Raw genomic sequence first — 25,436 nt, forward strand, 5'->3', positions numbered from 1 at the left:
TGTTATATGTAAAATTAATGTTAAAATATTTGATGAATTATGCGGAATAAACTAATTTAGGTATGCTTTCAATATCTTTATACTTATTTGCTGATAGTTTCGTCGTTCTTTTTGATTGTTTTTGTTTTTGTTGTCTGGTAAAGAGTTGTTTGTGTCAGTGGTTTTGTTTGGGGTTGGATTGGAAAGAAGTGAATTGCTGGCTTTGTAACTGAGAAATAAACTTTATTTACTGCAGATGTTATCAAAGGGAGTTTAAATGTTGTTTGAAGTGCTTTGTATGTTAACTAAGGGGCTGTGAATGTAAGTCAGGGGACTTGGATTGTAAGCAAAGGGATTTATGATGCAGCTCAAGGGAGTCGAAATGTAGCTTCAGGGAGTTGGAATGTAATTCAAGGGAGTAAAAATAGGTTGTAAGTTATTGAATTGAAAAGATAAAATTTGAAGGGTATAACAGTCTGTTATTTATTGAAAGTAAAAAGTTTAAAAATAAATATGAAGTGTGCTTGGGGAGTTGGTTAGTTGAGATTTGGAACAAATTATTTTAAAATCAACATAGTATTAATCAAACTAATTATTTACACATGGGTTTATATTATAAATTCAGACAAGAAGAGCTGCCGGTAGTGGGAGAGATTCTATTGCAATTATTTTTACGCGATCGTGAAAAATTCTCAAATTTTTCGCCGGAGTTTAATGATGAGTTTGTTGCTGATTTACAAACCGGGATTAATCGTGTGGCCGATCTTACTCAGTCGAAAACACAAACTGCTGAGATTAAAAAAATTACTTCTGATTTGTATAGTAGCCTTGATGCAATTCTTCATAAGTTGGAATTGATCTCGGCTTATACTCAACGGGCAAACAAGTTAATGCTTGTTAAAGCCTCCGATTTTGGGGTAAAAGAAGCGAAGAAAATGATCCGCTTAAGGAATGTTGAAGGCTATTGTGCCAAAATAAAAGTGATTCAGCAAAATATTGCTAAAAATCTTGATGCATTAAAAGAGAAAGGCTATAAAGAGAATTTAGGAACTGAGCTGGAGCAGATGACTCAGAAAGTATATGATTTAAACTTGTTACAGGAACAAAAAACGAGTGAACGCAAGCAATTGGTTGTTGATAATAATGCCGAACTGAATCGTTTTTGGAAGCAGTTAAGCGATATCTCGAAAACTGGGAAAATGCTCATGAAAGAAGATGAATCAAAAGCTGAAGAGTATATGTTTAGCTACTTAATTCATAAGGTGCGAAAAATGAATGCCAAAATTGAATTAAAGAAGAAGAGGATCCCTGCAGCACCGCTTGGTGAGATTCCTGTTTCAAAAGAAGAAGCTTTTAGTCAGTCAGAAGAGTTGTAATTATTGAAGTTTTAATTGAGAAAGAATAAAATGCCTTCTGCGGGAGGCGTTTTTTATAAAGCAAAAAAATAAGTGTAGGTCCGATTTCTCTGGGCTTACACTTATTATATAGGAATGATTCTTTTGAATCATCTGGTCATTGGAACCGCTTTGGTCACTATTTTCTGAAGGCATAGTTGTACTCTTTTTTATCCGACACTAAACGAACTTTATAATCTCCTTTTGGCAATGCTTCTACATTGAATTTTTTAGAGAAAGTCGGTTCTGATGCATAAGAGCCATTAAATACTTCATTTCCAAATTCATCATTTATTGAAATGTTGAATGCTTTGTTTTCAAAAGACAGGTAGGTTACAAACAAATTGTTATCCTCTGTTCTGAAAAGAGTTTTTTCTGCAGTGTTCTCAGCTAATTCTGCAACAAGTTTGTTGTTGGCAACTACAAATTCTTTTTCAATATTATCTCCTTTACCAGTTAAAACAATTTTGTAGGTTCCATCTTCAAGATAAGAGAAATCAAACAGTTTTTGAGCTGTTGTTTCACCACTTACTTTGTTTGAATAATACAAGTTTCCAGCTTCATCGTAAATTTTCATTTTAAGCAATGATTCGGTTGGATTGATAATAGATACAATTGATAAATCAGTATCCAAATAAGGGTTGATTCGAATGTTTCCGGTTGCAAATGCTGAACTTGCGCTTAAGAATAGTATTGCTCCGAATACCAATCCTTTAAATGTGTTTTTTGTTTTCATCTTTTAAAAATTTAAATGAGTAATTATTTACAAAATCAACCATCGGTTATTTGTGATTGGCTGACATTGTAAATCTAGAAATAAATCATAGAAATGATCTAAATAATAACTCCCGAAATTGAAGAAATAACAAAAAAAACAACTTAAAACGGTTGCGAAAGCTCCCGAAATTGTTTGCGTTACAAGGATTTAATAAAGAATTTTGTCATTATTAACCATGAAATGACAAATTTGTTTTTATGATAACGTTTTCGAATTTTGTGAAAAAGGGGCAAAACGTCATTTTTTCATCTGATGAATAAAAAAAGGATCGAAAATCATCTCAAATTGTATCATGAAAATCAATCGTAAAGTCTAATTTTAGAATTCGAAATAAAAACAATGGATCAACATTGCTAAAACATACAAATCATCTGAATTCTCATATCTCACACCTTATAAAGAATGAATTATAAAAATTTAATGGACTTCTCTGTTCATCCATCCGATTTGAATCGTTTTGAGAACGGATGGAAAGGATTGGAAGAATATGTAACTGAAAAAAAAATAGATGGGGTTGAATTATTAATCGGTTATGATTCTCCATCCGAAAAAATCCCAAAAGGAATAGTTAAAAGTGTTCATTTGCCATTTTGGGTAACCTGGTTGGATGTTTGGCGAAAAGGAGAGGATGCTGCCAAATATTATTTTCCTAATATGTCAGCCGAGCATTTGCAATTTTGCTGCGGAGGTACGAATGCTGCAGAAATGATTGCTTCTCAGAGGAAATTGTGGGAATACGCAGCACATTTTCAACCAGCTCATGCTGTTATACATGCGGCACATGTCGAATTGGAACATGCTTTTACGCGTGATTTTAACTATAAAAGCACTGAGGTAATGACGGGTTTAGCAGAAATACTGAACAGAACGGCTCAGGAATTTGGTGATGGAGAGCCTCCGGTTACATTAGCCATCGAAAATTTGTGGTGGCCTGGTCTGGATTTTTTGTTTCCGGCTGAGGCCGATGATTTTGCATCCCGATTGAATTTTTCAAATTGGAATTTACTTTTGGATACAGGACATTTAATGAATACCAATATTGCATTGAGATGTGAGGATGAGGCCATTGATTTTGTTTTGGATCGCGTATCACGATTGTCTAAGGATATTCAGGCGAAAATTAAGAGTCTTCATTTGAACTTGAGTTTATCCGGAGAATATCAGACGAAACAGGTTATGAATGGTTTGCCAGCAGGATGGACGGACTTAAATCACACCGGGAAATATACTGCTGCGCGTAATCATGTTTTGCAGATTGATCAGCATTTGCCATTTACGAGTAAGCGTGTAAAAGAAATAATTTATGAGATAACACCTGAAATTGTAATTCATGAATTCATTACAAAGGATATCAACGAATATTCAGAGAAATTGGATGTTCAGCTGAATGCCTTACGCTAGTAACTCGCCAGGGCGAGTCCCTGCAATATCATTTTTTACGCTTTCATACCTTATAACTAAAGACTGTTTCGCACGATACGATTCAGTCTTTTTGTTTTTGTACGACAGTTATTCTTGATTGCTTTTTTAAAACCTCTTCTTTTTCTAAAATATTCCATAGATTTGCAGGAATTGGGTTTCTCTCTTTTGAGAATTAAAATGGGAATCCGGTGTAATACCGGAGCTGTCCCCGCAGCTGTAAGCCCTCAATGATTTTTCATTGACAAGTTCTAACAACTCAGCCACTATGTGAATGTAGTTTTACATGGGAAGGCGTTAGAATTGGGTAAAGCCAGAAGACCTGCCTGATAAATTGAACTGTTTCGTAACTTCGGGGAACTGAGTAACGAAGGTATAATTGTAGTAATTGTATTTTCTTGTCTGTTATCCCCACAATTTTTGTGGAAGAAAATGAATTTATTAAAATCAAGCTGTTGGGCATTACTCCTAATTTTATTGTTGGGTACTATTTCCTGTCAATCCAGCGACCTAAAAAAGAAAGAGAAGCAATCGGTATCTAATTTTGCCATCGATTCATCTTTTTATCATCAATCTCAATTAAAGTACGCCAAAGGCTTTCAAATTAAACTTCTTGCCAATGGCTTAAAAGAATTGATTGTTTGGGATCCTTGGAACGAAGGCAAAATTTTCCAAAAATATTATTTGAAGAATCGTGGGGAAAAAACGGATATTCCGGTTCCTGCTGATGGTTTGTTGGTAGAGGTTCCTGTAAGAAGTATTGCCGCGCTATCGAGTACTCAAATCGGAATTTTGAAGTTCTTAAATGTTCAGGATCGAATTGTTGCAGTTTCTTTGCGCGATCGTATTTACGATGAGGAGTTGGATAAAAAGGCCCAAAATGGAACCATACAAGCGGTAGGTCATTCGGAAAGTCTGAATTTTGAGAAAATTGTTGAGTTGGATCCTGAATTGGTAATGGTTGCCGGTTTTATGAACATCACCGACAAGGAAACTAAATTAATGAACGCAGGTTTACCGGTTGCTTATAATATAGAGTGGATGGAAACTTCACCCTTGGCACGTGCTGAATGGGCAAAATTTATTGCAGCCTTTTTTAATGAGGAGGCCGAGGCCGAAAAACATTTTAATGCTGTAGAAAGGAGATACAATGATTTAAAAATGTTGGTGGAAGATGTGGAGAGTAAACCAAGTATTCTTTCGGGCTATAATTTTAAAGGCACTTGGTATATGCCAGGCGGACAAAGCTACTTAGCGCAATTCCTTCGCGACGGAAAAGCAGATTATTGTTGGTTTTCTGATAGCACCAGTGGCAGTATGCCATTAAGTTTTGAGATTGTTTTCGATAAGCAGGGAGAAGCAGATATTTGGTTTGGCCCCGGACAATGCAGAACTTTGGAGGATATGAAAAACATGGATGAGCGTTACACTTTATTTCGATCATATAAAACAGCTCATGTTTTTTGTTCAACAAAACGAATGAAAGATAGCGGCGCCAACGATTGGTTTGAGTCTGGTGTAATGCAACCCGATGTTGTGTTTAAAGATGTGATTAAGATTTTACATCCTGAATTGCTGCCAAATTATGAATTGTATTACTATCAACAATTGAAATAGGAGAGCTATGCTGTTGAATAAAAATGGAAGATTGTTTTCGCTTGTATTTGGGATACTATTCCTTCTCATTTGTGGAGTTTTCCTGTTGGATTTGATATACGGAAGTGTAAATATTCCCTTTAAAAAGGTGTTTGCAATTCTATATGGTGCTGATGTGAAAAACTCATGGAACTACATCATTTTAAATTTTCGATTACCGAAAGCTTTAACTGCCATTTTTGTTGGAGCCGGATTATCGGTTACAGGCTTAATGATGCAGACACTTTTCAGAAATCCATTGGCAGGACCTTACGTTTTGGGAATTAGTTCCGGAGCAAGTTTGGGAGTTGCTTTAATGGTAATGGCATCGGCTTTAATGCCGGTTGCTTTTGGTGTAATTTCGGCTTTTCTGGGTAGTTGGGCTTTGGTTGTTGCTGCTGTTTTAGGTGCATCATTAGTATTTATGCTGGTTGCTTTGGCCTCTCTTAAAATATCCGATAGTGTTTCATTGCTGATTATCGGGATCATGTTTGGAAGTATCACCGGTGCTGTAGTAAATATTCTGCAATACTTTAGTGATCCGGAGCAAATACAAAGTTTTATAATATGGACTTTTGGTAGTTTGGCAGGTGTTACATGGACCGAAATGAAAGTAATGGTACCCATTGTTTTTAGTGGCTTGATCATTGCTTTTTTTCTGATAAAACCATTGGACGCACTTTTGTTGGGCGAGAATTATGCGCGGGGAGTTGGAATATCAGTTAATAAGACTCGTATAGCCGTTATTATTAGTACAGCATTAATTGCAGGAACATTAACCGCATTTACTGGTCCTATTGCTTTTGTTGGTGTTGCAGTGCCGCATATTGCACGATCTATTTTCAGAACCGCAAGTCATAAAGTACTAATGCCGGCGGTAATATTAATTGGTGCGGCTATTATGCTTGCTTGTGATATTATTTCTCAAATACCTGGAAATCAGAATACATTACCAATTAATTCGGTAACAGCATTGTTTGGAGGGCCGGTTGTAATTTGGGTGATTATGCGTAGTAGAAATGTGAAGGCTTCTTTTGCCGGGTAAGGATTGGGTTATGAGTGAAATTAAAGAAGTACAAAAAGACATATTGGTAACTCAGGATCTTTCCATTGGATACAAGCAAGGGAAAAAGGAACAGCTATGCTTGCTTTCAGATATTAACCTGACAATCAGGCGGGGCGAGATGGTCTGTCTTTTAGGACCAAACGGAGCAGGTAAATCAACTCTTATGCGAACCATTGCCGGTATTCAATCGCCTTTGGCGGGATATACCTTGGTAGAAGGAATTCCTATTCGTGATCGTAATTTTAAAGAGATTGCCCAATTGCTAAGCATCGTTTTAACTGAGCGAATTAATGTGGGAAACCTGACCGTTTACCATATCGTTTCTTTGGGTCGACATCCTTATACTTCATGGATGGGACGTTTATCGGAAGAGGATAACGATAAAATTAAATGGGCATTGGAACAAGTTGGTTTATTGCATTATGCCGATCATTTCATCAATCAGTTGAGTGATGGAGAACGGCAACGTGTGATGATTGCCAAGGCTTTGGCACAGGACACTCCGTTAATCATGCTCGATGAACCTACTGCGCATTTGGATTTACCAAACCGTGTTGACATCATGCGATTGTTGCATCGTTTGGCTCGTGAAACCAATAAGGCAATTTTACTTTCTACCCACGAATTGGATTTAGCACTTCAGGCTGCAGATGTTATTTGGCTGATGGCACGGGGGCAGACGATTAAAGTTGGTGCTCCTGAGGATTTGGTTTTGAATGGCAGTATTGAGGAAACTTTCCATAATAAATCCTTCATTTTTGATCGGAAAACAGGCAATTTTATTATGAATTACCAAAAGAAGCAAATCATTCAGCTGTTGGGTAATGATGTAATGGGGTTCTGGACGCAAAGGGCATTGTCCCGCGAAGGATATCAGGTTACCTGCGAAGAAGTTGGAAATTGTTCCGTGAAGTTAATTGAAGATTCTATGGAGTGGGAGATTCATAATAATGGGGAAACACGTAAATGCCAAAGTATACAGGACTTACTAGCTTATCTTAGAACTTCTTTTTCTGTAGATTAACTCAAAGATCATAAAATAAAAAGTGAAATGATACAAAGATTAGCTCTTGTACTGTGTATGTCATGTTTGTATGCTTGTAATCCAAGTAAAACAAGACTGAAAAATGTTGTGTCAGATGTTGAAATTAACAATGGTTATGAGTTTACCAGTTCGATATTGTATGCAAAAGGATTTACAATTGAAAAAAAAGAGAATTATAAAAAAATAAGTGTTTATAATCCTTGGAAAGAGAATGCTGTTTTGCGGGAATATGCTTTAATTCCTAGAAATGAAAGCATTCCTGATAATCTTCCTGATAATCTTATAGTAGTTAAGGTACCTGTAAATTCTGTGTGCACATTTTCTAATACACATATCGGTTCGATTGTTACGCTTGGTTTGGAGGATAAGTTGTTAGGGATGACACGAGCAGAGAAAGTTTATAATAAAAGTATCTCGGAAAAAGTAACGAGTGGCGAAATTTCAAATTTAGGCGGAGCACACAATAAGAATATTGATTTTGAGAAAATGATTGATCTGGCGCCGGAATTAGTTATTTTATCTGCCTTAAATGGGATGAAAGCGGACGAAGGTCAAATGGAAGAGCTTGGCTTTAAATTGGCATATTCCTTGAATTGGATGGAAGAAACCCCATTGGGAAGAGCTGAATGGTTGAAATTCACAGCTGCTTTTTTTAACAAAGAAAAGATGGCAGACTCTTTATTTAAGCAGATTGAAATAAACTATAAACAACTTAAGGCTAAAGTGGTAAGTCTTAAAACTAAACCAAATGTTTTGTTGGGATGGAGTTATAAGGGAATATGGTATGTTCCCGGAGGAAAGAATTATATGGTAAGCTATTTGAGGGATGCTGGAGCAAATTATTTCTTGTTTTCGGATAGTTCCCGCGGTAATATTCCGATGAGTGTAGAATCGGTTTTGGATCAATGCAGTCAAGCTGATATATGGATTTATCCCGGAACCACTAAAAGTTTAGCTGATATTGAAAATAACGGTGAAATATTTACACAATTTGCGGCCTATCAAAATAAAGAAATCTACAATATCTACAAAAGATCTAATTCTAATGGAGGGAGTGACTGGTGGGAGACCGGCAGTCTTAGACCGGATCTTGTGTTAAAGGATTTTATAAAGGTGTTGCATCCTGATTTATTAGCTCAGGACACAACATATTATATTAATAAGCTGAATTGATATAATGAACAGTAATATATTGCCTTCATTTTCAGAGAGGATCAAATAAAGTTTCTTTTATTTCTGTAGAAATTATTTTGTGCAATAAAAAAAATCATACATTTGCGTCGCATTTGGTATTTTGTTCCTCATTATTCAGGAATGAAATGAAAAGGGAATTCGGTGAAAATCCGAGACTATACCCGTAGCTGTAAGTTCTAAAAAGAGCTTTTTGAAAGTCCTATGCCACTGTTCCGATTTTGGAATGGGAAGGCCTCAAAAAGTAGAACAAGTCAGAAGACCTGCCTTTGCAATCAATTTTTAGTCATTGCTTTCGGGAAAAAGAGCAAGTGAACGAAAACTTTATCGAACATTGATACAAGGATTGATCTACCATAACCGGTTTTCTATGTCATGTTGTGAAATTTTCTTTTAGCTCCCTGTCTGCATTGCATTGGTTAAACTTATTTTCATTTATTCTTAAAAAACATGAAAAGAACATTTTTAACGGCTTTTGCATTGCTGTCATTATTAAATACTTCAGTAAAAGCTGATGAGATTCCAAATCCTGCCAAAGATACAACGGCAGTGAAACACCTGAATTTATCAGAAGTTAAGATTAACGCATCACGTGTAAATGCAAAAATGAAGGATCTTCCTCAAAAGGTTGAGGTGCTTACGCGAAGAATGATTGAAGCGACTCCTGCAGTTGATATGGGTGAGTTGTTAAAGAAGACTTCAGGTGTTGATATTATTCAATATCCAGGAATTTCTTCAGCTGTTAGTATGAGAGGTTTTGCACCATCTACATCAAACAAATACAATGTGATTTTAATCGATGGAAAACCTGCAGGAACTACCAATATTGCAACAATAGATATGTCGAATGTAGAGCGGGTTGAAATTTTAAAAGGCCCTTTTTCAGCACAATATGGCTCTTCGGCTATGGCCGGAGTAATCAATATTGTTACCAAAGAGAGTACGCAAAGTATTACCGGAAATGCAAGTGTTTCTTACGGAAGCTTCGAAACATATACAGGTAGTTTAAATGCCGGTGGTGCTTTATCTGAATCTATGGATTTTGATGTGAGCTGCAATTACCAAAAACAAGGAAAGGATTATAAAATTGGGAAAAATAATATTTATGATAAGGATTATGCAGAAACCATATTAGATCCAACTACCTACGGTGAGAAAATGGAGCACTCGCAATTCGAAAGACAGAATGCAAGTGCACGTTTAGGTTTTATTTTAGATGAGAACTGGAAAATCAATATACATCAGTCGGTGTTTATTGCCAATGATGTTGAAACACCAGGTTCTTTTTGGCATGTGAATGGTATGAATTCAAAAGATATGAATAAGTATACAACAAGTGCGGATGTACTGGGAAAAATAGGAAATCATAAGCTTAGTTTATCACCTTTTCATACAAAAGAGGAATCAACTACATTCAATTCTAAATATGGAGATACAGAAAATATTCATAAAAATTACGGTTTTATTCTTCAGGATGCTTTTAAAGTAGGAGAGCACTCTTTTGCTTTTGGTATTGATAATAAAAATGATGTTTCTGAAAGTAATAAATGGAATACTTTGGGTGATATTACAGCCCCTTCTACTCCAAAATATAAAAATGTATCGACTGGTATTTTTGGTCAGGTAAATACAAATACTTTAGATGGAAAATTGAATATTGCCATAGGAGCGAGATATGATTTGGTGAAATTGAAATTGGAAGCAGACGATTTATTAGGAAATGAAGCAAGTTCAGAGGAATACAACGTGTTTACGCAAAATGTGGGGGTAAAATATGAATTTCTTGAAGGGTTAGCGGTTCATTCAAGTTGGGGAAATGCATTTTATGCTCCTGATGCTTTTCAAAAGGCAGGAATGTATACCACTGCATATGGAATCACAAAGGGAAATCCAAATTTGAAGGATGAGCAAAGTAATACTTTTGATGTTGGATTTGAATATAAGAATTTTGGGAAAGGATTTAATTTCGATTTTACTTATTTTAAAACACATCATAATAACATGATCGTTAGTTATTCTGTAGACCCGGATGGCACAGCCTGCAATGGTGATGAGTATAAAACATACAAAAATGCCAATTTTGCCGATATGGATGGAATTGAAATTGAATCATCATTTGATTTCGGCGCATTGGCAGATTACAATTATTCCTTGAAACTATATGCAAATTATACTCATATCATTGATGCGATAGTAACTCAGCGAGTGAAACAAACTGATGGAACTTATAAAAATGAAGAAAGTCAGATGAGATATGTTCGCGATAATAATGCCAATTTCGGTATCGAATTCGATAATTTAAATGGACTCTCTACTCGTTTAAATGCGCGTTATATTGGTCATAGATATGAAGATAATTGGTATACATATTATCCAATTCGTACTAATGTTACTGAAAAAGTTCTTCGTCACCCTGTTTCAATGGTATTTGATTATTCAGCAAGCTATACAATTAAAGAAAAATATACCATTGGTTTGTCGGTATCTAACTTATTGGATGAAAACTATACCGAAAAAGATGGATACAATATGCCGGGTAGGGCAATAACTGCTAAGTTCGGTTATAAATTCTAAAGGATAACTTGTAAGCTTACACGTATCGTTTTCCAATAATAAAATGATCTATGTAAGCTTACATGGCACATTATCAGAAAAAGAAATGGTGTTTGTTTCCTTACAAAGCATACTTTCGAAAAAAGAAATAGCAATTGTAAGCTTGCATGCTATACTTTCTAAAAAGAAAATGGTAATTGCAACCTTACACAGTATACTTTTAAAAAGAAAAGTGGTAGTTGTAAGCTTACACGGTATACTTTTTAAAAAGGAAATGGTAATTGTAAGCTTACAAAGCATACTTTTAAAAAAACAGATATATTTTGGGACTAATATTGTCAAATTTGCTTGGTGAAAATTACACCGAAAAAGATGGTTATAATATGTATGGTCGATTGATAACAGTCAAATTTGCTTATCGATTCTAAAACAATTTTTATTCAGTATAAAAGGGGTGTTCCAGTTTTGGAATGTCCCTTTTTTTATTATTTACCGGTTATTAGTGGTTGATTTGCAATGTGTTTTATAATATTTTATAAATAAGAGATTCCTAAATCTGATTTTGATTTTTTTTATACATTTGCAATGCAATTGGTTCTCATATATCTGAATTAATCAGATAGAGATGAAAAGGGAATCCGGTTAAAGTCCGGAACTGTTCCCGTAGCTGTAAGCTCAGAAAAATGCTTTTTCACCACAATGCCACTGTTCCGATACCTCGGGATGGGAAGGCCGAAAAAGTTGAGTAAGTCAGAAGACCTGCCAATGCAAACTTAATTTTCAAAACATTCGGAGAAGATGTTTGGAAGACGATTGAATCATCTATTTCTTTTGTTCTGTCCTTGTGTTTTCTTCTTTATCAAATTATAAGATGAAGTTGAAATTTTTATTTACAGTAATTGTAAGCTTTTTGAGTTTCGGTGTTTGGTCGCAAACCTTAGGTGTGGATACCATCCAGATTGAATCCATTGATATTGTGGCGCCAAGACTTCAACATTTTTCTTCCACCGAAAAAACTGTGCAAATTGATTCTATTCTTATCCAGAGGTACGATGGAAAGGATTTGTCGAGCTTACTTCAGAAAACATCTTTGGTAAATATTTCTTCAAATGGTGCGTTTGGGGCTCTTGCTACGGCTGGGATGCGGGGTGCATCAGGAACACATACATCTGTGAATTGGAATGGGATTCCTGTTAATTCATTAACAACAGGTTCGGCAGATTTATCTTTAATAAATGCGGGTTCTTTTGATCAAGTTCAGGTGATTTACGGTGCCGTAGGATCTTTATATGGTTCTGGAACATTGGGTGGTGCTATTGAATTGTCAAATAAACCCGATTGGAAGAAAAAGTCGGAAATAGGATTGAGTTCTGAAATAGGCAGCTTCTCAAATTATAAAACAAAACTTTTTGGGAAATATTCCAACAAGTCAATTTCCTATTCCGGACAAGCTTTTTTTCAATATGGAAAGAATGATTTTTCATACACCGATTTTCATGATTTTGGATCGCCCACTGAACGATTAAATAACAATGAAAACAGAGCATTTGGGACGATTCAAGACCTGCATTTAAAAATTAACGAACACTATATTGATTTTGGGGTCTGGTATCAGGTGAAAGAGAAGAATATTGGAGGATTAATGGGAATTGGAGCACCAACCAGCTATCAAAAACAACGGGATTCATCTTTTAAAGCTTATGTGGGATGGAAAAAGTTAATTGGTAAATTTCGGATAGAAGCAAAATCGGCTTATTTATCAGATTATTTGAAATATACCGACAGAGGAAGTGCAACAAGTACTGGATATAAAATATTTTCAGAGATAGAATCGAGACGTTGGTTAAATGATGTCAACTTGAGATATTATTTCTCAGATAAATGGAGTGTTGACATAAATGGTAAATACAATTGGTTGAAAGGAATTACCAATAATTACGATGGTAATATTCATGAAAATGAGTCGCGTGCTACACTAGCAACTAAGTATACACCATTAATTGGAACATTCATTTTTACTTATGCTAAGGAGTGGAATTCGGAGGTTAATCCACCGGAAATGTATTCATTTAGTTCTCTTATTCATCTATTTCCTGCTATTATAGATATTCGCAGCAAAGCATCAACTCATTATAAAAGACCAACATTTAATGAACGTTACTGGAATAACTCAGGGAATGTTGATTTAAAATCAGAGAATGGATGGAATTACGAATTAGGAGTAGTGATGCTATCACAAAAGGCGTTGTATGGTGATATTACTCTTGATTTTAATGCGTATAAGGCCCGTAATGATGATTTAATTGCATGGCAACCAGGATCAGGAACACTTTGGAAACCGATCAATATTGGCAAAACAGTAATTCAAGGTGTTGATATTGAGGCAACTCATTTTCTGAAGGTCAAAAATAATAGTCTTCGAACTTCATTAAAATATGCCTATAACGATGCTTACAATAATGATAAGGAAAGCGATAACTATAAGAAAACATTGGCCTATCGTCCGCATCACATAGTCAAATTTTCTTCGGATTATTTGTTTGGAAAATGGGAATTTGGAATACTTGGAACGGTTCGCTCCAATACCAATACCTGGGAAGGAGATCAGGTTGATGGAAACATGCTGATAGATTTAAATGGAGGATATCGTTTCGATACCAATTTTGCGAAAATAAAACTGACAGGTAGAGTTGAAAACCTGTTGGATGAATCATATGAAATTGTCAGGTTTTACCCCATGCCTGGCCGAGCTTATTATTTGGGGCTTAATGTAATTTTCTAATATCGTAACTATGAAAAGGTTTTTAAAATTGGGTTTGGGCTTGTTAATTGCAAGTTCTTTATTCGTATCGTGTTCTGATGACGATGATAATGCAATGCCGAATCTGTCGGTGAATAATGGTATTGTTCTTGAAAATAGTGCTACAGCAGCTATTACAGGATCAGAATTAAATGTTGTAGATACTGATACAGATGAAATTGATATTATATATACGGTAACAATTGCTCCTGAGAATGGTTTTCTTGCTAATACTGCTGATATTACAACTTCTGTAGCAAACTTTACTCAAGCCGATTTGACTGCTTCTAAAATTGTATACGTGCACGATGGAAGCCAAGCTTTAACTGATGAGTTTTCTTTTACAGTTACAGATGGAGACAATATATTGACAGGTATTTTTAATATTAGTATTGGTGAAAAGCAGATCGGCTATTTTTATGTGTTGAACGAAGGAAGTTCTAATGGTTCAGTTACAATGATCAATAGAAATAATGAGGTAACCAATAATTATTTTTCATCAGTAAATAGTGGAGTTACTTTAGGTCAATATCCTCAATCTATGGCAATTAATGATGAATATGCATTTATTGTTGTAACAACGGCAAGTGGTGCCGGTTATGTTGAAGTTGTTACTGCTTCCGATTTTGTACATTACGCGACTATTGATGGTTTCTCTTATCCTAGAGAAATTGCTTTTGCAAATGGAAAGGCTTACGTTTCAAATGGTAACGGAGCTGATGCTAATTATTCAAAACAGAATAATGAGGTTTACGTTATTGATTTAAAAACAATGACTAAAACCGGACAAATTGCGGTTGGTGCAGGACCAGAAAAAATGATTGTTTCAGGTGATAAGCTATATGTTGCAAACAGTGGCGGATGGTCGAACGACGACAATACTGTTTCGGTAATTGATGTTGATACAGATAAAGTCGTTGAAACAGTAACAGTAAAATCTTGTCCTAAAGATCTGGTTGTTGATGCGAATGGAAACGTCTGGGTTTATTGCGGAGGTGCTCCTGATTATTCAAACTATCCCAATGTGACTTATGTGAATGCTGGAATTTCTAAGATCAACACATCGTCCAGTGCGGTAACATCTTATGATCTATCCAATTTAACCACAACAGGAATCAAGAATATTGCGATCAGTAAAGATGAAAAAACAGTATATTATATGTCTGATGCAGTATACGCAATGAATATTACCGATACAGCTTTACCAACAACTAAATTTATTGATGCTACTTTCTACGGTATGGATGTTAATTTTGTTAATGGAAACCTTTGGTTGTGTGAAGGAACAAATCCTGGAAAAGTAATTGTTTACTCTCCTGCAGGCAACAAATTAAAAGAATTTACCGTTGGGGCAATGCCTAATTCAACTACTTTTTCTTACTAAGAAATCGATTTTAATAAGATATTGGTGGTATTCCTAAATTTTAGGGATACCATTTTTTTATATATGCTAATTATAAAAATATGGGAAGAGGAGGAATTATTTGCTTATTTTTAAAGCTCCAAAAGCCTAACACAAACCAATAACCAATTAATTCTATGAGAACTTCTTTATTGTTCTTGCTGCTTTTAAGCGTACAAGTCATGAATTCTTTAAATTCCAAAGCTCAATCAAATAGTTTGGTAAGTATTGTTCCCAAACCAGCCAGTATTGTAAGTTCCCAAGGTAGTTTTCTAATTGGGGAGAATACAAAACTTGTATTTTTTTCCGAGGTAGAAAACAGTGCGGTTTTAGCTGACTATTTGTCCGGTCAGATATCTGAACTTACTGGCTTGAGAATTTCCAATAAGATCTCTGATAATATATCGTCTGCCAATGTGATTTCTTTTAAACAAGTAAATGATAAACTTTGGGGGAGTGAGGAATATTCAATAATAATTGACGAAAAAGGAATTGCAATCGAGGCTGCCTCCGGAAACGGATTTTTTTATGGAATTCAATCGTTGTTGCAGTTAATTCCTTTACAAGGTGCTCTGGAATTGCCTTTTGTTAAAATATTGGATGCGCCGAGATATCCATATAGAGGAATGCATCTGGATGTTTGCCGTCATTTCTTCTCTGTTGATTTTATTAAAAAATACATCGATTTAATGGCGATGTACAAAATGAATACATTTCATTGGCATTTAACCGAGGATCAGGGGTGGAGAATTGAGATCAAGAAATATCCTAAATTGACAGAAGTAGGAGCTTGGCGTACCGAAAAAGACGGAAGTCGATATGGCGGGTTTTACACTCAGGAACAAATAAAAGAGATTGTTGCATATGCCTCAGATCGATTCATTACGGTAATACCTGAAATTGAACTGCCCGGACATTCTGTTGCAGCATTGGCTGCTTATCCCGAATTGGCTTGTAACAAAGGTCCTTTTGAAGTTGAGAATGAATGGGGTGTTTTCGATGATGTTTATTGTGCAGGAAAGGAAAGTACTTTCGAATTTTTGCAAAATGTAATGCTTGAGGTTATTGAATTATTTCCATCTAAATATATTCACATTGGAGGCGATGAGTGTCCAAAGGCAAGTTGGGAGAAATGTCCTTTGTGTCAAAAGAGAATGAAAGAAGAGGGACTGAAAGACGAACATGAACTACAGTCTTATTTTATCCAGCGAATGGAGAAATTTCTTTTGACAAAAGACCGCAAAATAATTGGTTGGGATGAAATTTTAGAAGGCGGGTTGGCACCAGAGGCAACCGTAATGTCATGGCGGGGAATTAAAGGAGGAATAGAAGCGGCAAAACAACATCACGATGTAATTATGACTCCGGGAACTCATTGCTATTTTGACCATTACCAAGATGTGAATTATATTGAACCAACTGCTATTGGAGGCTTTACTTCTCTGCAAAAAGTGTATGAATTTGAACCAACACCTTCTGAATTAAATGAAGATGAGGCAAAATATATTTTAGGAGCACAAGCAAATGTTTGGACTGAATACATGCAGACTTCTGATCAGGTAGAGTATATGCTTGCTCCAAGGATTTGTGCTTTGGCAGAAGTTGTATGGTCGGCTAAAGGTCAACGAAATTGGAATGATTTTCAGGACAGAATGAATCATCAGTACAAATTATTGCATAAATATGAGATAAATACATTCATTCAGGCACCGCATGGAGGAGTTAATAAGAATTTCTTTTTTAATAAGATGGAAATGCCTTTAGAGGTAAAATTGCAGGATGCTGAAATAAGATACACACTTGATGGTACAGATCCTGATATTTATTCTACAATTTATAAGGAGGCAATAGAATTACAGACAACAACATTGGTTAAAGCTCAGAGTTTTCATGAATCGGGTGCTAAAAGTAGAATAAGGAATATCGGGTGTATTAAAATTGAGCCTTTGGTATCCGATACCATTTCAGAATTAAATGAAGGTTTGAAATACAAAATCTTAAAGGGAAAATTTTCTTCGATTCATAATGTGATTGAGGAAGAGGTGATTAATTGTGGAATTGTTGAGGAACTTAAATTTCCGGAAAATATTGAGGAGGAATTTTATGCCGTTGAAATAACCGGATATCTTACAATTGATGAAAATGCTACCTATACTTTTTATAACTATTCAGTAGATCCGGCTCTTTTTAGTATTGGTAAGCATGTTGTGATAGAATCGGATGGATTAAATTCAAGATTTGAACGAAGAGGACGCATTTACTTGAAACAAGGAGTGTATCCAATCCGGATGTTGTTGGTGAAAAACACACCTTATGCCAATCAAAAATTAACATGGAGTTCAAAATTATTTGATCAAATGTCAATACCCTCAACTCATTTATGCCATTAGGTGTAAACAATCACCTATTTTCACTTAAATAGGAGGTTGTTTTTCTATTAAAAAAAATCATCATTGTCTCATGCTTGTAATTTTCTGATTTTATGTATCTTGTATGTAAAAATTGAAAGATGCAGTCTAAAGAAGAAAATACTAGGTTAAGTTCGTTTTATAGAGAAAGGTTTGATTCATTTTTGATTAATTTGTCCGTGGCCAAACAAATTAAAGAAGAGGACATTCACAAGTTGCGTGTTGATATTAAATACATACGCAGCTTACTGCTATTGATTGAAGAATTTGATTTGGATACTGATGTAGGCTCGAAGCTATTGAAACAGTTGAAAGGTATATTTAATAGTGCCGGTAAACTTCGTGCGCTTCAAGTTTCTAAATCATTATTGTTAAACAGTAATATTGATATACCTTCCGGGATAATGCATGTTTTAGATGATGGGCTGAATTCGAGTGGTGAAAATTTTAAAGATAAATTATCTAAATTCGAGATTCTTACGTTTAAAAAAAGAGTAACAAGTTTATGCTCTCTATTAGATCAGGTGAATATTTCAGTGCTGAAAATAAAAGGAGACAGTATTATTCATGATGAATTGGAAATAGTAAACAAGTTATTTAATTCATCACAAGGAGAGGAATATCATCATGAAATCAGAAAATTACTTAAGGTTGTTAAGTCTCTACAGCAATTACTGCTCACCTTGCAGGACGATGAGAAAAGAAAACAGGCTTTAGAAATTGTAAATTTAACCGAAACATTACTAGGTAATTGGCACAATTACCTGGTAATGGATAAGTTCTTGATTAAACTGGACAAGGAATTAACTCAACCTGCTGTGAAGAGAACTCTTAAAAACTTAAAAAATCAGAACAATAAACTAAAGCTGGAATTTAAAAATGAAGCTGATAAATACTTGAGGAAGCATTTCTAGTTTTTACGTCTAAATATGTTTTTAATTTTTTGATAAATTGATTTTTTCTCATTTCTACGTGTTTCCCGTCTTGCTTTTCGTTTCATTAATTTATCTTCATCTGTTGTTGCAACACCAAATAAATGATCGAAAAAGTTTGATTCCGGGGGCAAATAGTGCGGCATATCCAAGTCTGCCAAAATATTACTGTCAGGTTTTGCAATAGATGAATCTGTATAGCGTTTAAAGTTTTTATTTGTGCTTAATTTATTCATGAATTTACCGTAAATGGGTAAAGCCATACTTGCTCCTTGTCCAAGGCTTAAAGAGTTAAAATGAATACGCATATCTTCGGCACCAACCCATGCTCCAGCCACTAAATTGGAATTGTAACCAATATACCAACCGTCTGCCTGATCTTGTGTAGTACCTGTTTTTCCGGCTAATTCGCCCTTTAATCCATAAACTGAACGAAGTGATTTTGCCGTACCATCATTTACTACAGCCTGCAGCATATAATTAATAATGTCGGCATTTTGAGGAGATATTACAAACCTGTTTTCTTCCCTTTCAGCCGAAAGGTCTACAATTAAATTACCCTTGTGATCTTCAATTTTTGATATGTAGTAAGGATCTGTGTGCACACCTCTGTTAGCCAGTGTAGCATAAACCTGAATCATTTCAAACAAAGAAATATTCGCAGTACCCAAGGCTAGAGATGGTACTTTTGGCAAGCTGCTGTCAATTCCCATTTCTTCAGCCAGCACTATGGTATTGCGTATTCCGGTTTCCAAAAGAACATCTACAGCAATTGTGTTTACCGATTCTGCAAGAGCTCCTTCCATGCTGTAACTTCCTTCGTAAAGGTTATCTGCATTACGTGGCGACCAATTATCGTATTCGTCATAAATTTTGCGTTCGTTGGGAAGGTACTCAAAAGGGGAAATTCCTTCTTCCAAAGCGGCAGTATAAACAATTGGCTTAAATATCGATCCTACCTGCCGCTTTGCTTTTACATGATCATATTTAAAATGATCAAAATCGATTCCGCCAACCCAGGCTTTAATTTTGCCGGTATGAGGTTCCATGGCTAAAAATCCGGTATTTAATATTTGGATGTAATGTTTTATAGAGTCAAGAGGAGACATTTTTACAGTTTTATCTCCATTCCAGGTGAAAATTTTCATGTTCACCTTCTCGGTAAATATTTTATTAATTTCCGATGTTGATTTTCCTTTTAGCTTAAGGGATTTGTAACGGTCAGATCGTAATTTTGCATCCTCTATTACATCTGTATTTTCTCCCCAGGGAGATTTTTTGCCCCAATGTTGAACGAATTGGGTTTGCAAACCTTTCATGTGTTCTGCAACTGCTTTTTCTGCATGCATTTGCATTCTAGCATCTAGTGTAGTAATGATGTTTAGTCCATCACGATAAATATCATAGTAGGTACCATCTTCTTTTGGGTGTTTTTTTAATATTGTATTTGTTTCAATTCTTATTTTTTCGCGAAGATATGACGCCAGACCTGTTTGTGTTGATTGCTTCTGATAATTGATAATTAATGGCCTGGCCTGAATTTTATTCAATTCACTATCGGTAATGAACTTATACTTAGCCATTTGACTCAGGACAATATTTCTTCTTTGTTTGGATCTTTCAGTATGAAGTCTTGGATTGTAGGATGTTGGCGCTTTTAGCATGCCGATAAGTACGGCACATTCATGAATTTCAAGTTTTGATGCCGGTTTACTAAAGAACTGTCGGGATGCACTTTCAATACCAAAAACATTTTCGCCAAATGAAACTGTATTTAAATACAACTGAAGTATTTCCTTTTTGGAGTAAATTTTTTCCAGACGAGATGCTGTTATGGTCTCCTTAATTTTGTTTACCGGCATGCTTAGTGGGCCAAAATTTCCTCTGGGATAAAGATTTTTTGATAGTTGCTGACTCAAAGTACTTCCTCCTCCTGAACTTTTATCCCCCAGAACTAAGGATTTTACCAATACGCGCATCAAACTTCTCTGATCAATGCCTTGATGTTGGTAAAAACGGGCATCTTCAGTAGCGATTAAAGCGTTGATTGCATCTGGAGAAATGTCTTTAAAATTTACATTGGTTCGGTTTTCAGCATAAACTCTTCCCAAAATAACACCATCTTCAGAATAAATTTCAGATGCATTTGCATTTTTAATGTTTTTAAGAGTATAGTAATCCGGCAATTTACCCCAAAGGCCTATGTATACACTACCGAGTAAAATACCAATAGTTGTCAGGAATAATAGTAGCCCGAATCCTAAAAAACGGATTAAGTAATTAGAAAATGAACGTTTTTCAGTGTTCTTTTTGTTACTGTTATTTTTCTTTTTTGAAGTCGTTTTCCCCTTAAAAGGTTTTTTTGCTGTTGCCATTCTAAATTTAATAACGTCGTATTTATTACAATAACGCATAAATTCCTAAAAGATTATAACCTGAATAAATCCATTCCGGAAATTTCGCGTTCAAATGTAAACAATAATACTTATTTTTTTAGTATCTTAATGAAACAGTCTGAATTATTCATCGTATGACATATATTGATGAAATAACTTTTAACTGTTGTTAATTGATGTAAATGTGTGATTTATTTGATGCGGTTGGTACGTCTTATTTCTTAAATTTATATAGGTGGAGATAGAAAAAGTAATCATAAGTTCGAAGGGTGAGTTTTCTAAAATAGAAGAAATTCGGCTTGCCGCGGATTTGCTGTTTATTTTTGGCGATGGAGATTTAATGTGCGAAAAAGAATTTAAGTTAGCAATTAGGAATTCTTTTCCCGACGCAAAGATTTTTGGATGTTCAAGTTCTGGTGAAATTTCAGGTTTGGAGGTATTCGAAAACAGTATTTCAGTTGCAGCAGTTAAATTTTCTTCCACAACGATAAGAATAGAATCTGTTGATCTTGCAAAGTATAAGAACAATATTGAATGTGGTGAGAAATTGTGTGAGAAATTTCCTCAGAAGGATTTGAAACATTTAATAGTTTTATCCGATGGGATTAATGTTAATGGATGTAATCTTATTGAAGGGATTCAAAATAAATTGTCGAAGAAAGTTGCAGTTACAGGAGGATTGGCCGGAGATGGGATAAGATTTTCAAAAACCCTTGTGTTTGACGAAAAAGGAGAGGTAAAATCAAATTGTGTTTGTGCTTTGGGATTCTATGGAGATTCTATTTCCGTAGGATACGGAACAAATGGTGGATGGGAGAATTTTGGCATTGAACGGCTTGTCACAAAATCAAAGAACAATATTTTATACGAATTGGATCATCAACCAGCTCTATTATTATACAAACAATTCTTGGGGGAAAGAGCAAAGGACTTGCCAGTGTCAGGCATGTCGTTTCCATTAAGCTGTAGGGTGGGAGATTCTCAAAATGCTGTGGTTCGCACCGTGCATGGAATCAATGAAAAGGATCAAAGCCTCATTTTTGGTGGTAATATTCCTGATGGAGTATATGTAAAATTGATGAAAGCAAATGTAGATCGATTAATTGCAGGAGCTGAATTATCAGCAAAAGCAAGCACTGATATGATTCCCAAAGGAGAGTCAGAATTCGCTATTTTGATTAGTTGTGTTGGCCGCAAATTAGTGCTTAAGCAATTGGTTGAAGAAGAAGTTGAAGTTGTTGCTGATGTGATAGGTAAACAGGCTATTCTTACCGGATTTTATTCTTACGGTGAAATATCTCCGTTTAAAGAAGATAGTCCTAGTTTTCTACACAATCAAACCATGACTATAACCACCTTTTCTGAAAAATAAAGCATATGCATCGATTATTGAAAAGGCAAGTCCGTAAGTATTTATCTACAGAAGATGAAAGTAAATTTAAAGATTTTCTGAATGCTGTGGAAGAAGCGTATGAGGATTACGATAAAGATATAAAACAGACGGAGAATATTTTAGAAACTTGTTCTCTGGAACTTTTTACGCTTAATAAGGAACTGCGAAAAGCGGTTGATAATAAGACACAAGAGGTTGAAGCTACATCCTCTAGAATGGAATCAATTGTAAATAATATCTCAGAGGTTATTTTTCAAACTAATTTTAACGGAGAATGGCTGTATTTAAATTCAGCATGGACAAAAATTACAGGGTTTAGTATTGAAAAAAGTATTGGCTCCAATGCATTTGAATTTGCTCATCCTGATGATATAGAGAGTTGTATGTTGAAATTGAGAACTTTAATTGAGCATAAAACCAGTTTTTGTTTTATTAAAGTTCGGATAGTAACTAATAGTGGTAGTTACAAATGGTTCGAAGCTGCAATTAGAGTCACAAGAGGTACTGATGGAAAGAGAAATGGTTTTACAGGCACTTTAAAAGATATTACCGATAGAAAAAGACTAGAGGATGAGAAGAAGAAAACAGAAGAAAAATTCAAATTGATATTTGAAAAATCATCTGTTGCCTACCTTCTAATTAAAGAATCCCGATTTATTGAATGTAATCAGGCATGTCTTGATTTATTTGGTGTAAGCTCGAAGGAGAATTTTATTGGCAAATATGTAAAAGATTTTTCACCTGAATATCAACCTGATGGATTGTTGTCTTTGGATAAAGCTAAATTGTTTATTAAAGAAGGTAAGGTTAATGGAAATGCTAAGTTTGATTGGATTCACTGCAAAGAAAATGGAATGGAATTTCCTGTTGAAGTTGCATTAAACAAAGTGCCTTTGATGGATGGAAATGTGTTGTTTGTTGTACTAAACGATTTATCGGAAAGAAAACGAGTGGAACAAGAGTTGATCATTGCCAAAGAGAAGGCAGAGGAGGCAACTTATGCAAAAGCGCAGTTTTTGTCTACTATGTCGCACGAAATACGTACTCCCATGAATGCTGTTATAGGAGTTACTCATTTATTGTCGGAGGATAATCCAAGAGAGGATCAAATTCAGAATATCAATATTCTGAAACTATCTGCAGATAATTTAATGACTTTAATTAATGATATTTTAGACTTTAGTAAGATTGAGGCTGGTCGTGTTGATATTGAATCGGTAGATTTCAATTTCAGGAATCTGATTCAGAACATAGCTTCAGGCTTTGATATGAAATCAAAAGAGAAAGGTTTGGATTTTATTGTAGATGTAGATCCTAAAATTCCGGCTTACTTGATTGGTGATCCGACCCGTATCTCACAAGTTCTTAATAACTTGTGTGGTAATGCAGTTAAATTTACCGATAAGGGAAATGTTCAGGTGGTAGTTTCTTATCAGGAAAAATATGATGATAAAGTAAAATTGAAATTTGAAATTAAAGATACAGGTATTGGAATTCCGGAGGATAAACAAGATCAAATATTTCAGTCTTTTTCTCAGGCAGACTCAAATACCACTAGATTATATGGAGGAACCGGTCTTGGCTTAACAATTTCAAAAAAGTTAATTGAGATTATGGGTGGCCAGATTAATGTTAAGAGCGATCTTGAATTTGGAACTACTTTTTCTTTTGATTTGTGTTTGACAATTAGTCATAAGTCAAAATCCAAATTGGATTTTATTACCGAAGGTTATCAAAATAGCGATAAAATGAAAGGTTTGCATATTTTGCTGGCTGAAGACAATCAGATGAATATATTGATTTTGAGGCAATTCCTTAAAAAATGGGAGATTACCTATGAAATTGCAATGAATGGACAGATAGCTTTTGAAAAGGTGCAGACGGGCAATTTTGATATGGTGTTGATGGATTTACAGATGCCAATAATGGATGGTTATAAAGCCACACAAAGTATTCGGAGTCTGCCCGACGAGAAATACAAAACAATGCCCATTTTAGCAATAACTGCTTCTGCATTTAGCGAAATTCGTAAAAAAGTATTGAATGCAGGAATGAATGATTTTGTAACCAAGCCAATAAATCCGGAAGACTTGTATCAGAAGATTGAAAAATACATTATCTAATTATAGCGGCACATTATTTATTACTATCCACTGATTCATTTTTAATAGGGGACAGAAATCGTTAGTGGGCTCTGTTTTAAAAAAAGGGTATTGAACCTGCGATAGATACAAACCTTGAGGATGTGCTATGTTTAAAAATTGTTGAGGTGTTTTGTTTTTAATCATTTCTTCGAATTCGTCAATACTCTTTTGCCCTGTTCCGACCTCGATTAATTCGTGAACAAGAATTCGGATCATCCCTCTTAAAAATCGATTAGCCGATATTTCCAAACGGAAGTTTGTTTTCGAAGCATCGGTAAAAAATTTTACTGAGAATATATTGCAACGTGTGTGGTTGTGGCTATCCGGTGATTTACACAAAGCTCTAAAATCATTGTATTTTGTAATTATAGAGGACGCTTTAGCCATTTTATCCACATCAGGAGTTATATTGTAAAGTGTACTTATTTCATTTAGAAAAGGGTTTTTTTTGGTGTGGATAAAGTAATTGTACGTTCTTTTGCTTGCGCTTGCCTGTGCATGATTGTTGTTGTCCACTTCAAAAACATCGTAAACCGAAATATCCGATGGAAGGATTTTATTTAAAACAAAAAGATGATGATCGTTCCAGATTTTGTCCGTATTGATATGGAAAAAATACTGTGAGGAGTGCACGCCAGCATCTGTTCTGCCACATCCAATACAAACGATCTTCTCCTTCAGTAAATTGGATAATTTGTCCTCAATTACCTCTTGAACACTCATCACATTTTTCTGTCGTTGCCAACCTCTGTATTCGGTTCCCTTGTATCCGATGTGAAAAAAGTACCTCACTCTTATTTGTTTTAGCTTTTGAAATTTTCAATTCAGCAAAGGTATTAATTCATAGGATCTATTTTTAAAATGATCAGAAATTCTCTAAACTCCTTTTAAATTATCAGCT

At 35.0% G+C, this 25,436-nt stretch carries 16 protein-coding genes and 3 riboswitches; of the genes, 13 read left to right on the forward strand and 3 right to left on the reverse strand.

The features are described 5' to 3' along the window. The first annotated feature begins 581 nt into the window (after window positions 1-581). Window positions 582-1,355, forward strand: coding sequence for a hypothetical protein (locus tag ACKU4N_RS08535; RefSeq protein WP_321322449.1), 774 nt, complete (start codon window positions 582-584; stop codon window positions 1,353-1,355). Window positions 1,356-1,512: 157 nt separating this feature from the next. On the opposite strand, the gene ACKU4N_RS08540 is transcribed toward ACKU4N_RS08535, so the two are convergent. Beyond that, entirely contained in the window at window positions 1,513-2,109 is a 597-nt protein-coding gene (locus ACKU4N_RS08540) for a T9SS type A sorting domain-containing protein (RefSeq protein WP_321322450.1), read from the reverse strand. Window positions 2,110-2,553: 444 nt separating this feature from the next. Here ACKU4N_RS08540 and ACKU4N_RS08545 point away from each other — a divergent pair, with 444 nt between their 5' ends. The 10 genes from ACKU4N_RS08545 to ACKU4N_RS08590 all read left to right on the forward strand — a co-directional run bounded on the left by ACKU4N_RS08545 (window position 2,554) and on the right by ACKU4N_RS08590 (window position 18,584). Then, window positions 2,554-3,552 carry a TIM barrel protein gene (locus ACKU4N_RS08545; protein ID WP_321322453.1) on the forward strand — a complete coding sequence of 333 codons (999 nt, stop codon included), beginning with the start codon at window positions 2,554-2,556 and terminating at the stop codon, window positions 3,550-3,552. 156 nt (window positions 3,553-3,708) lie between these two features. Continuing rightward, window positions 3,709-3,915, forward strand: a riboswitch (cobalamin riboswitch). Between the two features lie 87 nt (window positions 3,916-4,002). Further along, a complete protein-coding gene (locus ACKU4N_RS08550) occupies window positions 4,003-5,187 on the forward strand; it encodes an ABC transporter substrate-binding protein (RefSeq protein WP_321322455.1) in 1,185 nt (394 codons plus the stop codon). A gap of 7 nt (window positions 5,188-5,194) precedes the next feature. Then, complete coding sequence (locus tag ACKU4N_RS08555) at window positions 5,195-6,250, forward strand: iron chelate uptake ABC transporter family permease subunit (RefSeq protein ID WP_321322456.1); 1,056 nt, start codon at window positions 5,195-5,197, stop codon at window positions 6,248-6,250. Window positions 6,251-6,260: 10 nt separating this feature from the next. Continuing rightward, window positions 6,261-7,295 (forward strand): ABC transporter ATP-binding protein, encoded by a 1,035-nt coding sequence (locus ACKU4N_RS08560; RefSeq protein WP_321322458.1) that lies wholly within the window; start codon window positions 6,261-6,263, stop codon window positions 7,293-7,295. 27 nt (window positions 7,296-7,322) lie between these two features. Continuing rightward, window positions 7,323-8,489, forward strand: a complete 1,167-nt coding sequence (locus tag ACKU4N_RS08565) for an ABC transporter substrate-binding protein (protein ID WP_321322460.1) — start codon at window positions 7,323-7,325, stop codon at window positions 8,487-8,489. A gap of 97 nt (window positions 8,490-8,586) precedes the next feature. Beyond that, a riboswitch (cobalamin riboswitch) is annotated at window positions 8,587-8,793 on the forward strand. A 164-nt stretch (window positions 8,794-8,957) separates the two neighbouring features. After that, entirely contained in the window at window positions 8,958-11,081 is a 2,124-nt protein-coding gene (locus tag ACKU4N_RS08570; protein ID WP_321322462.1) for a TonB-dependent receptor plug domain-containing protein, read from the forward strand. A gap of 554 nt (window positions 11,082-11,635) precedes the next feature. Next, window positions 11,636-11,842: riboswitch (cobalamin riboswitch) on the forward strand. A gap of 89 nt (window positions 11,843-11,931) precedes the next feature. Then, window positions 11,932-13,842: a TonB-dependent receptor plug domain-containing protein gene (locus tag ACKU4N_RS08575; protein ID WP_321322464.1), complete on the forward strand. Its 1,911-nt coding sequence runs from the start codon at window positions 11,932-11,934 to the stop codon at window positions 13,840-13,842. Window positions 13,843-13,852: 10 nt separating this feature from the next. After that, window positions 13,853-15,244 (forward strand): cadherin-like domain-containing protein, encoded by a 1,392-nt coding sequence (locus ACKU4N_RS08580; protein WP_321322465.1) that lies wholly within the window; start codon window positions 13,853-13,855, stop codon window positions 15,242-15,244. Window positions 15,245-15,444: 200 nt separating this feature from the next. Next, on the forward strand, window positions 15,445-17,652 hold the full coding sequence (locus ACKU4N_RS08585) for a family 20 glycosylhydrolase (protein WP_321322467.1): 2,208 nt from the start codon (window positions 15,445-15,447) through the stop codon (window positions 17,650-17,652). A 119-nt stretch (window positions 17,653-17,771) separates the two neighbouring features. After that, window positions 17,772-18,584 carry a CHAD domain-containing protein gene (locus ACKU4N_RS08590; RefSeq protein WP_321322469.1) on the forward strand — a complete coding sequence of 271 codons (813 nt, stop codon included), beginning with the start codon at window positions 17,772-17,774 and terminating at the stop codon, window positions 18,582-18,584. Here ACKU4N_RS08590 and ACKU4N_RS08595 read toward each other — a convergent pair. Continuing rightward, the gene (locus ACKU4N_RS08595; protein WP_321322471.1) at window positions 18,581-20,977 is read right to left on the reverse strand and encodes a transglycosylase domain-containing protein; all 2,397 of its coding nucleotides are present in this window, start codon (window positions 20,975-20,977) and stop codon (window positions 18,581-18,583) included. The two genes, ACKU4N_RS08590 and ACKU4N_RS08595, sit on opposite strands and share 4 nt — an antisense overlap. A gap of 256 nt (window positions 20,978-21,233) precedes the next feature. Between ACKU4N_RS08595 and ACKU4N_RS08600 the strand changes: the two genes are divergently transcribed. Both ACKU4N_RS08600 and ACKU4N_RS08605 read left to right on the forward strand, forming a co-directional pair. Then, window positions 21,234-22,370 (forward strand): FIST signal transduction protein, encoded by a 1,137-nt coding sequence (locus ACKU4N_RS08600; RefSeq protein ID WP_321322472.1) that lies wholly within the window; start codon window positions 21,234-21,236, stop codon window positions 22,368-22,370. A gap of 5 nt (window positions 22,371-22,375) precedes the next feature. Next, entirely contained in the window at window positions 22,376-24,514 is a 2,139-nt protein-coding gene (locus ACKU4N_RS08605; RefSeq protein ID WP_321322474.1) for a PAS domain-containing hybrid sensor histidine kinase/response regulator, read from the forward strand. Here the strand turns inward: ACKU4N_RS08605 and truA are convergent, their stop codons facing one another. After that, a complete protein-coding gene (gene truA, locus ACKU4N_RS08610; RefSeq protein ID WP_321322476.1) occupies window positions 24,515-25,327 on the reverse strand; it encodes a tRNA pseudouridine(38-40) synthase TruA in 813 nt (270 codons plus the stop codon). It lies immediately after the preceding gene. Window positions 25,328-25,436: the final 109 nt, after the last annotated feature.

It is taken from the genome of Labilibaculum sp. (assembly GCF_963664555.1).
GTDB lineage: Bacteria > Bacteroidota > Bacteroidia > Bacteroidales > Marinifilaceae > Labilibaculum.